Source organism: Actibacterium atlanticum (assembly GCF_000671395.1).
In the GTDB taxonomy this organism is placed as follows: Bacteria; Pseudomonadota; Alphaproteobacteria; order Rhodobacterales; family Rhodobacteraceae; genus Actibacterium_D; species Actibacterium_D atlanticum.
On record NZ_AQQY01000010.1, the window covers coordinates 42,031 to 55,907 of the forward strand.

Annotated in this window: 17 protein-coding genes and 1 other RNA gene; 9 read left to right on the forward strand and 9 right to left on the reverse strand. The window is 59.7% G+C overall.

What is annotated here, in order from left to right:
- The first annotated feature begins 14 nt into the window (after positions 1-14).
- From ATO10_RS13430 to ATO10_RS13440, 3 genes are all read left to right on the forward strand, one after another.
- A complete protein-coding gene (locus ATO10_RS13430; protein ID WP_035252429.1) occupies positions 15-476 on the forward strand; it encodes an Lrp/AsnC family transcriptional regulator in 462 nt (153 codons plus the stop codon).
- Positions 477-542: 66 nt separating this feature from the next.
- The gene (gene ppk2, locus ATO10_RS13435) at positions 543-1,454 is read left to right on the forward strand and encodes a polyphosphate kinase 2 (RefSeq protein ID WP_035252431.1); all 912 of its coding nucleotides are present in this window, start codon (positions 543-545) and stop codon (positions 1,452-1,454) included.
- Between the two features lie 42 nt (positions 1,455-1,496).
- Positions 1,497-2,195 (forward strand): SMI1/KNR4 family protein, encoded by a 699-nt coding sequence (locus ATO10_RS13440; RefSeq protein ID WP_035252433.1) that lies wholly within the window; start codon positions 1,497-1,499, stop codon positions 2,193-2,195.
- Between the two features lie 84 nt (positions 2,196-2,279).
- On the opposite strand, the gene rpsU is transcribed toward ATO10_RS13440, so the two are convergent.
- Positions 2,280-2,486: a 30S ribosomal protein S21 gene (gene rpsU / locus ATO10_RS13445; RefSeq protein ID WP_008207378.1), complete on the reverse strand. Its 207-nt coding sequence runs from the start codon at positions 2,484-2,486 to the stop codon at positions 2,280-2,282.
- Between the two features lie 110 nt (positions 2,487-2,596).
- On the opposite strand from rpsU, the gene ATO10_RS13450 reads away from it, so the two are divergent.
- The gene (locus ATO10_RS13450) at positions 2,597-3,265 is read left to right on the forward strand and encodes a COQ9 family protein (RefSeq protein WP_035252437.1); all 669 of its coding nucleotides are present in this window, start codon (positions 2,597-2,599) and stop codon (positions 3,263-3,265) included.
- A gap of 2 nt (positions 3,266-3,267) precedes the next feature.
- On the forward strand, positions 3,268-4,254 hold the full coding sequence (locus ATO10_RS13455; RefSeq protein WP_035252439.1) for an NAD(P)H-quinone oxidoreductase: 987 nt from the start codon (positions 3,268-3,270) through the stop codon (positions 4,252-4,254).
- Positions 4,255-4,259: 5 nt separating this feature from the next.
- On the opposite strand, the gene ATO10_RS13460 is transcribed toward ATO10_RS13455, so the two are convergent.
- Positions 4,260-4,883 carry a ribonuclease T2 family protein gene (locus ATO10_RS13460; protein ID WP_035252441.1) on the reverse strand — a complete coding sequence of 208 codons (624 nt, stop codon included), beginning with the start codon at positions 4,881-4,883 and terminating at the stop codon, positions 4,260-4,262.
- Between the two features lie 124 nt (positions 4,884-5,007).
- Between ATO10_RS13460 and ATO10_RS13465 the strand changes: the two genes are divergently transcribed.
- Positions 5,008-5,754: a DUF1013 domain-containing protein gene (locus ATO10_RS13465; protein WP_035252443.1), complete on the forward strand. Its 747-nt coding sequence runs from the start codon at positions 5,008-5,010 to the stop codon at positions 5,752-5,754.
- A 62-nt stretch (positions 5,755-5,816) separates the two neighbouring features.
- On the opposite strand, the gene ATO10_RS13470 is transcribed toward ATO10_RS13465, so the two are convergent.
- Positions 5,817-6,539 (reverse strand): hypothetical protein, encoded by a 723-nt coding sequence (locus tag ATO10_RS13470; protein ID WP_155886771.1) that lies wholly within the window; start codon positions 6,537-6,539, stop codon positions 5,817-5,819.
- A gap of 154 nt (positions 6,540-6,693) precedes the next feature.
- On the opposite strand from ATO10_RS13470, the gene ATO10_RS13475 reads away from it, so the two are divergent.
- Both ATO10_RS13475 and ATO10_RS13480 read left to right on the forward strand, forming a co-directional pair.
- On the forward strand, positions 6,694-7,197 hold the full coding sequence (locus tag ATO10_RS13475; protein ID WP_035252447.1) for an RrF2 family transcriptional regulator: 504 nt from the start codon (positions 6,694-6,696) through the stop codon (positions 7,195-7,197).
- Between the two features lie 26 nt (positions 7,198-7,223).
- Positions 7,224-7,679, forward strand: a complete 456-nt coding sequence (locus ATO10_RS13480; RefSeq protein ID WP_035252449.1) for a carboxymuconolactone decarboxylase family protein — start codon at positions 7,224-7,226, stop codon at positions 7,677-7,679.
- Positions 7,680-7,718: 39 nt separating this feature from the next.
- Here the strand turns inward: ATO10_RS13480 and recR are convergent, their stop codons facing one another.
- Genes recR through ATO10_RS13495 form a run of 3 tightly spaced genes read right to left on the reverse strand, consistent with a single transcriptional unit; the run spans position 7,719 to position 10,435 of the window.
- On the reverse strand, positions 7,719-8,318 hold the full coding sequence (gene recR / locus ATO10_RS13485; protein ID WP_035252451.1) for a recombination mediator RecR: 600 nt from the start codon (positions 8,316-8,318) through the stop codon (positions 7,719-7,721).
- Positions 8,318-8,662: a YbaB/EbfC family nucleoid-associated protein gene (locus ATO10_RS13490; RefSeq protein ID WP_035252453.1), complete on the reverse strand. Its 345-nt coding sequence runs from the start codon at positions 8,660-8,662 to the stop codon at positions 8,318-8,320. Before ATO10_RS13490 ends, recR begins: the two co-directional genes overlap by 1 nt.
- 12 nt (positions 8,663-8,674) lie before the next feature.
- Complete coding sequence (locus ATO10_RS13495) at positions 8,675-10,435, reverse strand: DNA polymerase III subunit gamma/tau (protein WP_035252456.1); 1,761 nt, start codon at positions 10,433-10,435, stop codon at positions 8,675-8,677.
- A 207-nt stretch (positions 10,436-10,642) separates the two neighbouring features.
- Here ATO10_RS13495 and ATO10_RS13500 point away from each other — a divergent pair, with 207 nt between their 5' ends.
- Positions 10,643-12,154 (forward strand): ankyrin repeat domain-containing protein, encoded by a 1,512-nt coding sequence (locus tag ATO10_RS13500; RefSeq protein WP_035252457.1) that lies wholly within the window; start codon positions 10,643-10,645, stop codon positions 12,152-12,154.
- Here the strand turns inward: ATO10_RS13500 and ffs are convergent.
- The 3 genes from ffs to ATO10_RS13510 form a co-directional block, all read right to left on the reverse strand.
- Positions 12,155-12,251, reverse strand: an RNA gene (gene ffs, locus ATO10_RS16265) — signal recognition particle sRNA small type.
- A gap of 54 nt (positions 12,252-12,305) precedes the next feature.
- A complete protein-coding gene (locus ATO10_RS13505) occupies positions 12,306-13,073 on the reverse strand; it encodes an ABC transporter permease (RefSeq protein WP_035252459.1) in 768 nt (255 codons plus the stop codon).
- The gene (locus ATO10_RS13510) at positions 13,070-13,873 is read right to left on the reverse strand and encodes an ABC transporter ATP-binding protein (RefSeq protein ID WP_035252461.1); all 804 of its coding nucleotides are present in this window, start codon (positions 13,871-13,873) and stop codon (positions 13,070-13,072) included. The genes ATO10_RS13505 and ATO10_RS13510 overlap by 4 nt, the downstream gene beginning before the upstream one ends.
- Positions 13,874-13,877 lie beyond the last annotated feature (4 nt).

The following is a 13,877-nucleotide window of genomic DNA, read 5'->3' on the forward strand; positions in this document are numbered from 1 at the left end:
AAGGATGTTGCACAATGGATCACTTGGACGACACAGACCTGCGCATCCTTAGGGTGCTGCAAAAGACCGGTCGCATCTCGAACGCCGAGCTGTCTTACCGGGTGCATCTTTCGGCCTCGGCCTGCCATCGCCGCGTCGCGCGGCTGGAAAAAGAGGGCTATATCCGCGACTATGTCGCCCTGTTGAATGCGCGCCAAATGGGGCGGCCAACCACTGTGTTTGTCGAAATCACCCTATCGGGGCAGGCCGATGAGTTGTTGAACAAGTTCGAACGCGAAGTCGCGCTGATCCCTGACGTACTGGAATGCCATCTGATGGCGGGCAGCTTTGACTACCTGCTTAAGATTGTCGCCCGCGACAGCGAAGATTTCGCCCGCATTCACCGCACCTATTTGACCCGACTGCCCGGCGTGGCAAACATGCATTCGTCATTCGCCCTGAAAACCGTGTTTAAAACCACCGCCCTGCCGGTTTGACATAAAACATACAAGCTTGCCTGCTAGCCCCTCTATGTTTGGCACCACGCAAAAGAAGGAGCAGACATGAACCACAATGATCGCCCCAAAGATTGGCTTGAGGCCGAGCTGCAAGACACACTGGATGAAGATTTCGAGATCGAATTTTCGGAACCCATGCTGTCGATGGAAATCCGCAAGATCTATAACCAGCAGCACCCCGATATGCTGGACCGTAAGGTCTATTTCCGCAATCTGCTGCGTCTACAGGCCGAGCTGATCAAGGTGCAGGACTGGGTTGAACACACCGGCGCCAAGGTCTGCATCCTGATGGAAGGGCGCGACAGTGCCGGTAAGGGCGGCGTGATCAAACGGATCACCCAACGCCTGAACCCGCGGGTGGCCCGCGTGGTGGCCTTGCCTGCCCCCAGTCGCCGCGAACAAAGCCAGTGGTATTTCCAACGTTACGTGCCGCACCTGCCCGCTGCCGGTGAGATCGTTCTGTTTGACCGCAGCTGGTACAACCGCGCGGGCGTGGAACGGGTGATGGGCTTTGCGACCGACGATCAGGTTGAAAACTTCTTTCGCGACGTGCCCGAGTTTGAACGCATGCTGGTGCGTTCGGGGATTATCCTGCTGAAATACTGGTTCTCGATCACCGACGAGGAACAGCAGCTCCGCTTTATGATGCGCATCCACGACCCGATGAAACAGTGGAAACTGTCGCCGATGGATCTGGAAAGCCGCATTCGTTGGGAACAGTACACCAAAGCCAAAGAAGACATGTTCGCCCGCACCAATATTCCTGAGGCGCCGTGGTACGTCGTCGAAGGCAACGACAAAAAGCGCGAGCGGCTGAACTGTATGGAACACCTGCTGACGAAAATTCCTTATCAGGAAGTCCCGTCAGAAAAGGTCACCCTTCCCGAACGCAAGTATAACCCCGACTATGAACGGCATGTGCTGCCCGCCGAGCTGTATGTGCCGAAGGTGTATTGATCCACTTGGTGGTTCGACAGCACTTCAGGAAGGAAAGATTGTATGAGTGGACAAGTGGGTAACGTGCTTTCTGAAATGAAAGAGCTAGTTCGCCAACGGCTTGATCCGCTCGGGTGCGAGGACTTTGGCAACGGAGCATTCCAGTCCGGGCATGTGCCTCACATTGCGCCTCTTAAGTATCTCGTCACATGCTATGCCGGCCTCGATAACGAAGACATCGAACCGGCCGAGGCCGATTGTAGCCGGCGCATCCCGCAACCTTACCGTGACTTTCTGACAGTCCTGAATGGCGCGCATATACTGGGGATTTCGTTGAACGGGTTTGACGGGCGCCAAATCGACCGTTCCGGTGCCGGGATCGGCCAGCCAGTCAGCCTTCGCTATGACAACCTGTTTCGCGCCGAAAGTTATATTCCCGAAGGCCATTTCGGGTTCGGCGCAATCAACGGCCCTTGGTATTCTCAAGGGGTGCTTTATCTGGCCTCGACCGGCGAGGTAGAGATGTATCACCGGGATGCAGACCTGATTGGTGCTCGTTGGCCCTCTTTCGCAGATTTCCTGACACAGGAAATCCCGCGCCGGTTCTCGCTCTTCAATGTTGATTGGACCGTGAACAAAGAGGCCAAGCTGCTACCCGGTGACACCGCGGACTGGGAGCGGATTGGCGAAGAGCACGATAAGCGAAGAAAAGCGGATCATAGTGTGCTTGGGAAGGCGAAACGGCTGCTCAAACGCTCCTAGCGTTTAAAACAACAAACCCCCGGGCAGGGCCTCGGGGGTCGTCGTACTGGGGCCGAAACCCCGGTTCGCCTGTCGATCGGATGCTTAGAGCATACCTTCACGTTGGGCTTTCTTACGTGCCAGCTTACGAGCACGGCGAATTGCTTCGGCCTTCTCGCGCGCTTTTTTCTCGGACGGTTTCTCGAAATGCTGCTTAAGCTTCATCTCGCGGAACACACCCTCACGCTGAAGTTTCTTCTTCAGGGCACGAAGGGCCTGATCGACGTTGTTGTCGCGAACGCTAACCTGCATGTGGTTTTCACCACCTTTCTATCTGGAGTTTGCAAAATTGCAGGAGGCCGCCGTATAGCAAAGCCCGGCCAGCTTGTCTACACTCGCCCCGAACCAAGGCCGGAGGACAGATGGAACAGCTTAGACAACAGGTGCTAAAGGCCGCGTTGCCCCATGTGCCTTTCGACGGGTGGAGCGAAACTACGTTGAATATGGCGATTTCGGATGCTGGCGTGGACGAAACACTGGCCAAAGCGGCGTTTCCGGGCGGCGCGGTCGATCTGGCGCTGGCCTATCATCAGGCGGGGGATGCGCAGATGGTGGAACGGCTGGCAGCAGCGGACCTGTCGGAAATGCGCTTTCGCGACCGTATTGCCTTTGCGATTCGCACCCGGCTGGAGCTGGTCGAAGACAAAGAGCTGGTCCGTCGCGGCACCACACTGTTTTCTCTGCCGCAAAACGCGGGCAAGGGGGCAGGGGCCATTTGGGGCACTTGCGACAAGATCTGGACTACGCTGGGCGACACCTCGGACGATGCCAACTGGTACTCAAAACGCGCGACCCTGTCTGCGGTCTACAGCGCCGTGGTGCTGTACTGGCTGGGCGATGACAGCCAAGACAATGCCGCGAGCTGGGAATTTCTGGACCGCCGCATCGACAACGTCATGCAGTTCGAAAAGCTCAAAGCCTCGACCGCGTTCAAACCGGTCAAAGCCCTGACCGGGCGTTTGTTTGCCGGGGTCAAGGCGCCCGACCAATGTCGCCGCACCGACCTGCCCGGCCAAATTACTACGGAGTAACCATGCCCCTTCCCCAAACCATGCGCGCCGTCGAGATTTCAGAACCCGGCGGGCCCGAGGTTCTGCGCCCTTGTGAGCGCCCCGTGCCCCAGCCCGCCCATGGCGAGGTCGTGTTGAAACTGGCCTATGCCGGGGTAAACCGCCCTGATGCGTTGCAGCGCGCCGGGTCCTATGCACCGCCCAAAGATGCCTCCGACCTGCCCGGACTGGAAGGCGCGGGCGAGGTTATGGCCGTGGGCGATGGCGTCACCGATTGGAGCGTCGGCGATCAGGTCTGCGCCCTGTTGCCCGGTGGCGGATATGCCGAGTACGTCGCAACTCCTGCGGCCCATTGTCTGCCCGTGCCTGCTGGCATGGACCTCAAACAGGCCGCCTGCCTGCCCGAAACCTTCTTTACCGTTTGGAATAACGTCTTCATGCGCGGCGGTCTGAAAGCGGGTGAACGTTTCCTGGTGCATGGCGGATCGTCGGGCATTGGCACCACAGCGATCCAACTGGCCAACGCCTTTGGCGCGCGGGTCTTCACCACCGCAGGATCGGCTGAAAAATGTAAGGTCTGCACCGAGCTGGGCGCCGAGCGCGCCATCAACTACCACGACGAAGACTTCGTCGATGTGATGAAAGCCGAACGTGGCGCGCATCTGATCCTTGATATGGTCGGCGGCGACTACATCCCCCGCAACATCCGCGCGCTGGCGACCGAAGGCCGCATGGTCCACATCGCCTTCCTGCAAGGCCCCAAGGTCGAGATCAACTTTGCCCTGGTGATGATGAAGCGCCTGACGATCACCGGCTCGACCCTGCGCGCGCAATCGGATGCCTCTAAGGCCGAAATCGCCGAACAGCTGCGCGAAAAGGTCTGGCCGCTGATCGAGGCGGGCAAGGTCAAACCGGTGATGGACAGCGAATACCCGCTGGAAGACGCCGCCACCGCCCATGCGCACATGGAGACCAACAAGCACATCGGTAAGATCGTTCTAAAGGTCTGAACGGCCTAACGGATTGGATCAAACAACGCGTCGTCCAGGGTGCAGTCCTGCACCACGTCGCGGCCGCAGTCGCGCGGTTCCAGATCGCGGGACAGGCAGACCCGTGCCTCTTGGATGCGGTAGGACTTACAGGTGATGGTGACCATGTCGGCCTCCCATGCAGGGTTGGCTTGCAAGAACGCGTCCTCAACGACGGACGCGGGCAGTTTCACCGGGTCGGTCAGTTTGCGGAAAACCTCGGGGCGCATGACCGCGTCATAGGCATCGCGCGCGGCGTCAAAATACGCCTCGGCCGACAGGCCCGAGCAGCGCCCGTGTTTCTTCCACTGATACCACGCCAGCCCAGATGACCCCATGATATCGGCCATGTCCTCGGTCATCCAACGGGGCGGGTTGCCGTGCTGTGAATAGCAATAGCTGGGCCAGCCGCGTTCATACTGCGGCCATAGGCCGTGCAGGATCCAGCCGTGATCGGTGTCACATTGCTCGGCTCCTTTGGCATCGCCCTCCAGGGCGCACCACGTGGGCGACCACGACAGTGCGAGCACGTAATAATCGAAATCCCCGGCCTTCTCGCCCTCGGCCATCGCCATGCCCGCAGACAGTAACAAACCCACCAACCAACGCATTTTCTCTTTTCTCCTGGCTTTGCCCGCCTTATATAGCGTTCAAACTCCCCGAAAACGAGGAAAGGGTCCAGCCGGACCAGCCGTTTTCCCGGCACGGGAGAGATGTATTCAAAGGAGTAGGTCCATGGATAAACCGATCATGGCAAAAGCCACCGCCGTGTGGCTGGTTGATAACACCACGCTGACCTTCAAACAGGTCGCGGATTTCTGTGGTCTGCACGAGCTGGAAGTGCAGGGCATCGCCGATGGCGATGTGGCCGCTGGCGTCAAAGGCTTTGACCCGATTGCCAACAACCAGCTGACGCAGGAAGAGATCGACAAGGCCGAGGCCAGCCCGCTGCATAAGCTGAAGCTGAAGTTCAACGCCGCCGCCGTGGGCGAACAAAAGCGCCGTGGCCCGCGTTACACCCCGCTGTCCAAACGTCAGGACCGTCCGAACTCGATCCTGTGGCTGGTCAAGTTCCACCCCGAACTGACCGATGGCCAGATCGCCAAGCTGGTGGGCACCACCAAGCCGACGATCCAGTCGATCCGCAACCGCGAACACTGGAACATTGCCAACATGCAGCCGATTGATCCGGTTGCACTGGGCCTGTGTAAACAGTCCGAACTGGACGCCGCCGTGCAAAAGGCCGCAGCCAAGAAAGCCGCTGAGGGCGAGGCCATGTCGGATGACGAGCGCCGCAAGCTTTTGTCGACTGAACAGTCGCTGGAAATGGACGCCGAACCGCGCATCCCCACTGCGATTTCGGGGCTGGAGACTTTCTCGTTGTCGGATGACGAGGAAGAGGAAAAAGAAGATCCGCTGGTCGATGCCGACAGCTTCTTCAACCTGCCCGACAGCAAAGACGACGAAGACGAACAGCCCTGATAGGGCGCGTCAATCGAATGACCAGAAAACCCGGCCAAGCGCCGGGTTTTCTTTTGTCTCGTTCAGATGAACGGGTCCTGACCGGGTTGCCAGAAACGCCCCAGCCGCCCCCCGACCCGAAACGTCATGAACCCATCCCCGGAATGCGTGTCAGGAACGGTGCGTTCCACGACAAGCCGCAACGCGTATTTCGGCGTGGTTTGTCGTGCCCTCAGACAAAAGCGCCCGAACCCGGGGTTGCCGAACTCTTGCTGTTGCTGCGATACCGTCCCGCCGGGGCCATCAATGTACAAAGATAGGCGGATATCAAAATCGGGTGCTTCGGCCCCATCGGGGATATAGAACCACACCCAAAGCCACTGAATGTGCGCAGCGGCGACGCTGTAAGTTCTAACCGGTGTTTGCGGGTTCACCTCGGTAAACAGGGTCTTATAACCATCCCCTGGGTGATACCCGTACCCGTTGAGCGATGGATAGGCCGTCAGTCTGGTCCAGCGATCAAAGGCGTTGACGAAAGCTGTTTGGGTCTCTGACAGTGCTTCATGATCAACGTTCAACCCGACGTCCGGCAGATAAAGCTCGTCGTCATAACTGCCGCCTGCATAGGTGCCGGGCGGAGCACCCGCGACATCCGGGCCCCCATACATCATGACGCCCGGCGGGCTGTCAAAAGTCACGTTGTCGGTTCTGGCCCAAAGCCGCAAGTCGCTGATGTAGTCATTCCCGGCGCTTGGCCTTTCTGGGCTGACCAGATCAAATTCATTTTCGGTGTCTGTCTTTTTCATCGGTAATTCGCTCTCAAAATCCATAAAAGTAGGGCCGATGGTATCATGAGGGCTTGATTTCCCCAAAGGAGGCGCATCTCCGCGTGCCCCATTCCCGAATTGACTTCGGTCAATCGTGGATAAATAATATCTATGATTCGTTTGGGGGACTAAGATGAAACTTGGTGACGGTGTAGAGCAGGCCATACATTGTGTTGCGATTCTGGCGGCTTTGCCAAAGGATGGGCTTTTACCGGCGGCGGCTTTGGCCGAGTTTCATGGGGTTTCAACCAGTTACTTACTCAAGCATCTGCAAACGTTATCGCGGGCAGAGCTGGTGCAGAGCGTGCCGGGACCGACAGGCGGGTATCGTCTGGCGCGAGCGCCCGAAGATATAACGCTGCTCGACATTGTGTTGGCCGTGGAAGGGCCGGAGCCTGCATTCCGATGCAAGGAAATCCGCCAGCGCGGCCCGAACCCGTTGCCCGGCTACATGTTTAAAGCACCCTGCCAGATCAATCGTGTGATGTTGCGTGCCGAAAAAGCCTATCGCGAAGAGCTGCGTCAGGTCACGATCGCTGATCTGGCGGCGCAGGTGCGCACCGATGACACCGAGGGCCTGATCGAAGCCCGTGGCTGCGCCTTTTTCGACGCTGCTATGCGCCACTACGCGCCCTAATCCCTAACCGATAGACAGGAAAAACCATGGACACCAGAATTGATCACTTTGCCGTAGCACCGGACGCGTTGAATGCGGTGCTTCAACTCGAAAATTACGTTTCACAGAAGTCAGGGCTAGAGCCCCGTTTTATCCACCTCATCAAGTTATGTGCATCGCATATCAACGGATGCGCCTATTGCGTGGACATGCACGTGAAGGAGGCCCGTAAGGATGGCTTCAATGAGCAGTGGATTGCCCTGGTCAATGTCTGGCGCGAGGCCGCCATATATGATGCCAAAGAGCGGGCGTTGCTGCGCTGGACCGATGCGCTGACCCGGCTCGGAGAAGGCGGCGCGCCGGATGATGTTTATGCCGAGCTGCAGGCACATTTCACTGAGTTTGAGATCGTCAACATCTCGGTGGCGATTGGCACGATCAATACCTGGAATCGGCTTGCCATCGGCTTTCGCACCCCGCATCCTTTGGACAATGCCGCTTGAACCCAGCTATGGCGCCCCACTTGCAGATGGGGCGCTCATTCAGAAACTCTTGCGCGCCTTCAGCGCCGCGCTGATCGTGCCGTCATCCAGATAGTCCAGCTCTCCGCCAATCGGCACGCCTTGGGCCAGAGAGGTCACCCGTACGTCCAGTTTCTCTAGCTGGTCGGCGATGTAATGGGCGGTGGTCTGGCCGTCGACCGTGGCGTTCAGCGCCAGAATCACTTCCTGAACGCCGTCGTTTTGTACGCGGGTGATCAGTTGTGGGATGCGCAGCTCGTCGGGGCCGATAGCATCCAGTGCCGACAGCGTCCCGCCCAGCACGTGATAGCGGCCCTTGAACATCTGGCCGCGTTCCATGGCCCACAGGTCTGCGACGTCCTCGACCACGCAAATCTCGCCGGTGTTACGCTTTTCGCTTTCGCAGATTTCGCAAATGTCGTGGGTACCGATATTGCCGCAGCTCAGGCATTCGCGCGCTGTCACCGCAACCTGCTGCAAAGCATCGGCCAGCGGCGTCATCAACAGCGCGCGTTTCTTGATCATATGCAGCACTGCGCGACGGGCGGAGCGGGGGCCAAGCCCCGGCAGTCGAGCCATCAGCTCGATCAGGTCCTCGATGTCGCGGGTGCTGTCGGCCATTAAAACGGCAGTTTCATATCCGCCGGCAGGCCCAGGCTTTCGGTCAGGTTCTGCATTTCCTGCTGGCTGCGTTCGGTCGCTTTGGCCTGCGCGTCTTTGATCGCGGCAAGGATCAGGTCCTCGGCGACTTCCTTTTCGTCGGGGTGAAAGATCGACGGGTCAATATCCAGTCCGGTCAGCTCGCCCTTGGCAGTGGCGGTGGCCTTGACCAGCCCGGCACCCGATTCACCGGTGACGGTCATCGCGGCCAGATCTTCTTGCAGCTGGGCCATTTTGCCCTGCATTTCCTGTGCGGTTTTCATCATCTTGGCCATGTCGCCAAGCCCGCCCAAACCTTTCAGCATTGCGCTGTCTCCTTATTCTTCTTCGAAGGGATCCCATTCATCCTCCACCTCGGGCAGCGCTTCTGCAGCGGCGGCCTCGGCGATGGCCTCTGGGGTCTTGATATCGGTGATCTTGGCGCCGGGGAAGGCCTCAAACACCGCTTTCACCAAAGGGTGGGCGGCGGCTTGGGCCTCCAATGCCAGACGGTCGGCATCGCGCTCTTCGGCAATCGTCTTACCGCCGCCCGAACCGGTGACGGAAACGCCCCAACGGGCGCCGGTCCAACGCTGGAGCCGGTCGCCCAGTCGGGCGGCAAGATCGGCCGGGGCATTGCCCGCGGGTTCAAATTCGATCCGGCCCGGAGAATAGCTAACAAGCCGCAGGCAGGTCTCTACTTCGATCAACAATTTGGCGTCACGGTTGGTGCGGATCAGTTCCACGACATGCTCAAAACTGGCATATCGCACCAATCCCGCTTCGGGCACCTGAGCCAAGGCCATGACCGGTCCGCCGCTGGATGACGGGGCCGAGGCGCCAGCCGAGGCCCCCCCGCTCGCCGCAGGCGCGGATGCTCCGGCTAAGCCGGGGCGTCCTCCCCCCCCACCTGTGGGCGGCGGAGGTGGCGGCGTATCCTGCAACTTGCGCACCAATTCCTCGGGCGAAGGCAGGGTCGACACATGGGTCAGCCGGATGATCGCCATTTCGGCGGCCATCATGGCGTTCGGCGCAGCGGACACCTCCTCAATTGCTTTCAACAACATCTGCCACATGCGGGTCATTGCCCGCATCGGCAACCCATCCGCCATGGCCCGGCCTCGGGCGCGTTCGTCGGGCGAAACGGTCGGGTCTTCGGCGGCTTCGGGGGTGATCTGAATGACCGAGACCCAATGAGTGATTTCGGCCAGATCGCGCAGCACGGCCATCGGGTCAGCGCCATCAGCGTATTGCGATGACAGTTCAGACAGCGCCCCAGCCGCGTCACCTTTCATGATCAGGTCAAACAGGTCCAATACCCGGCCCCGATCCGCCAGCCCCAGCATCGCGCGGACCTGATCGGCGGTGGTTTCGCCCGCACCATGGCTGATGGCCTGATCCAGCAGGCTCATGGCATCCCGAACCGAGCCTTCTGCGGCGCGGGTGATAAGCGCCAGGGCATCCTCGGCGATCTCGGCGCCTTCGGCATCGGCGACTTTGCGCAGATGGGCGATCATCACTTCGGGCTCGATGCGGCGCAGATCAAATCGTTGGCACCGGCTCAGCACCGTCACCGGCACTTTACGAATTTCCGTGGTCGCGAAGATGAATTTAACGTGGGCGGGGGGTTCTTCGAGCGTCTTCAAAAGCGCGTTGAAAGCGCTTTTGGACAGCATGTGAACCTCGTCGATGATGTAGACTTTGTAGCGAGCCGAGCTGGGCGCGTAGGCCACATTGTCGATCACGGTCGAACGGATATCATCGATCCCGGTGTTCGAGGCCGCGTCCATTTCCAACACGTCCACGTGTCGCCCTTCGGCAATCCCGACGCAGTGCTCGCACATCCCGCAAGGGTCGGTGGTAGGGCCGCCCGTGCCATCGGCACCGATGCAGTTCATGCCCTTGGCGATGATCCTTGCGGTGGTGGTTTTGCCGGTGCCGCGGATGCCGGTCATCATGAAGGCTTGCGCGATGCGGTCGGCCTCAAACGCGTTGCGCAGAGTGCGCACCATCGCCTCTTGTCCGATCAGATCGGCAAAACTGGCGGGGCGGTATTTGCGGGCCAGCACCTGATAGCCGGTATCGTGCGTGTCGGACATGGTCACCTTGGGATTCTCAGCAGGGGACAGACTATGCGCTGGCTTGCCGCACGTCCAGCGCTGCGCTAGCCTTTGGGCATGGGCCGTATGGGGCGGCCCCCTGATCCGCGGAAAGCTGTTGTGGCGCCCCTATTGCAGTTACAGACAAACCTGTCGGTTTAGCTCTGGCCCGGTCAGCGGATCTTCGGGCGGATGAGGAGAAAACCGATGACTGATCCCCTGGACAAATTGCGCCGCCAGGCCAAGGCCCTGAAACGCGGCTATGAGGCGGGCGAGGATGCCGCACAAATTCGGCTGCGCCAGTACGTGCCCGCGCGAGAAGCCCCTAAATATGCTGATTTTTTGCACGTGATTGCCCGTGAGCAAGGGTTTGAAAGCTGGCCGCGCCTGAAGGTTGCCGCTGAAACCGTCGGGCTGGATCGGGCAGCACGGCAGCAAAGGTTGAAGATCGCGCTCTATCACGGGCAAAACCACGTGGTGCGCCAATTGCTGCAGGACACGCCCGATCTTGCCGAAGGGGCGTTCGGCTTGCAGGTGGCATTGCTGAACCGCGCGGCGGTGGCGCGGATGCTTGCCAATGATCCGACGTTGGCCACGCAAAATTTTGGTCCGCGTCGTCCCATCCTGCATCTGGCCTTTTCCAAGTGGATTCACGCAGACCCAGCGCTGGAGGCCGATATGCTGGCCATCGCTGAGATGCTGGTGGACCACGGCGCGGATGTGAATGACGGTTTTCCATTTCAGCCCGGCGACGATCATTTGCTGTCGGCGCTTTATGGAGCGATTGGCCATGCGGATAACATGGTTTTGGGGCAATGGTTGCTGGATCATGGCGCTGATCCAAATGATGGCGAGTCGCTCTATCACGCGACCGAGCTGGGCCATCACAAAGGGCTGCGCATGCTGCTGGCGGCCGGGGCCGAGCCGCGCGGGACCAATGCGTTGCTCAGGGCGATCGACTTTAATGATCACACGGCGGTGCAGGTGTTGTTAGGCGCCGGGGCGCAGGTGCAGGAGTTTAACGCCGACCCGGTGGGTGGCGAAGCGCCCTATGTGATCCCGGCTTTGCATCAGGCCGCGCGTCGGGGCGTTGATGCGCGGATGGTGGAACTACTGCTGGAAGCGGGGGCGGACCCGTCGCTGAGGTTTAAGGGGCGCACCGCCTATGGCTATGCACGGGTTTTTGGACAGGGGGCGCTCGCCCGGGCCATCGAGGCCCGAACGCGCGCTTTGGCGCTGGACGCGGATGAAGTGCTTTTGGCCGACGTCGCGGTGGGGGAGGTGATACGAGAGCGACGGTTTGATCCGCTGCGGCTTCCTGTCGGATATGAGAACCTGCTGCACGAGATCATCGCGATGCCGGGAAAATTGCCTCATGCCATGCGGTTGGTCTCAGCTGGCTGGCCGCATGAGCGCGCCGACAGTTTCGGCATGACGCCTTTGCATCTGGCCGCTTGGGAAGGCTTGCCCGAGGTCATGGGGTGGCTTCTGGGGCTGGGCTGTGACCTGACCCATGTCAACGGGTATGGCGGAACGTTATTGGGCACCATCGTGCATGGCGCGGACAATTGCCCCAACCGCGCGGACCGAGATTACATCACCTGCGCCAAGCTTGCATTGGATCACGGCGCCCCCGTGTTGGGGCGCGAGGCCGATGAGTCGGGTGACCCCGAATTATCTGAGTATCTGCGCGCGCGTCTTCAGCCGAAGGGGGAATAAGGTGAGAGGCTGGACAACGACCCAAGCGGGGCTCGTTACGGCTGCTTCCTTCCGGACCTGACCGGGTTGGCGAGGTGCCTGCCCGCGCCAACCTCTCGAGGGTTTACATAAGCTTCACCCCCGGGATTCGCAAGCCCGGGGGTGTGCCAGCTTATCCTGGCGCGCGTTCAGCCCAGCCTGCAAAGATTTTTTCCAGCAGCACTACGATGTAGTACAGCACGATCCCCAAGAAGGCCAAAGCCAGCAGCACGGCAAACATCAGCGGGTAGTCGGCGCTGATTTTGCCACTGTCAAACAGCGAGCCAAGGCCGCGGCCGTGGGGGCTGACGATTTCCATCAGGTTGGTGCCGATGAAGGCCAGCGTCACTGCCACCTTCAGCGCGCCAAAGAACTCGGGCAGAGTTTTGGGCAGGGCGATCTTCCAGAAGATCGTCACACGCGAGGCCCCCAGGGATCGTAGGATATCACGATATTCAGGTTCAAGCGTGCTAAGCCCGATCGACACCGACACGGCAATCGGAAAGAACGAGATCATGAAAGCGATCAGAATGGTGTTCAGGTTGTGCTCACCTACAAACATCAGCGCCAGGATCGGCACAACGGTGGCCTTGGGGATGGCGTTGAAGCCGACCAAAAGCGGATAGAGCGCATCGCGCATCAGTTTTGAGAACCCCATGACCATACCCAAAGCCGTACCCGCGATCACCGCCAGCAACAGTCCGACAACTGTGCGCCAAAGGGTCTGCCAGCCGTTCTCGATAAACAGTAGACGATATTTCCAGAAGGCCGGAACAAGATCGCTGGGCGACGCCATTTTATAGTTCGGCCAACCGTTGACCCAGACCAGCCATTCCCAGAACAACAAGAACAGGATGGCTGCGGCCAAGGGGACACCAACTTTGTAAAGCGTGCTGTTCATTGGGCGGCCTCCTCTTGGGTTGCGCGGCCTTGGGCGATCTGGATTTGATGGCGCAGGGTGGCCAGATAATCGACAGCTTTGGGTTGATAGAGCACATCCAAAGCGCGTTCGCCCGGCAGGTCGACATCCAGCACGAACTGGGTGGTGGCAGGGCGGCCCGACAGCACGATGACCTCGTCGGCCAGATAGACGCTTTCACGCAGATCATGGGTGATCAGCAGCGAGGTGAAGGGTTCCTGGCGGCGCAGTTCATGCATGGTTTGCCACAGGTCTTCGCGGGTAAATGCATCCAGCGCGCCGAAGGGTTCATCAAGGATCAGCACATCGGGTTTATGTACCAAGGACCGACACAAAGAGGCCCGTTGCCGCATCCCGCCCGACAGTTCCGAGGGGCGCTTGTCTTCAAAACCCTCAAGGCCAACCAGTGCCAACAGTTCCTCGGCCCGTTTGATCCTGTCTTTCTTGGGCATCCGCGGCGCGACGATTTCCAGCGGCAAAATGACATTGTCCAAAATGGTTCGCCATTCCAGCAGCACTGGGTTCTGAAACGCCATGCCCACGGTTTTGCGCGGGGATTTGACCCGTTCACCATGTAACCAAACCTCACCGCGGTCAGGGCGCAACAGCCCTGCGATCAACTTGGTCAGGGTGGACTTGCCGCAGCCCGATGGGCCGACGACGGCCGTGAACGTGCCCTCGGGCACCGATACGTTCAGATTGTCCAGCACCGGCAGGGGGCCCGTTGCGGTTTGATAGGCGTGGGTCACGCCCTTGATCTCGATGAGAGCGGGTTCGGTCATGGCA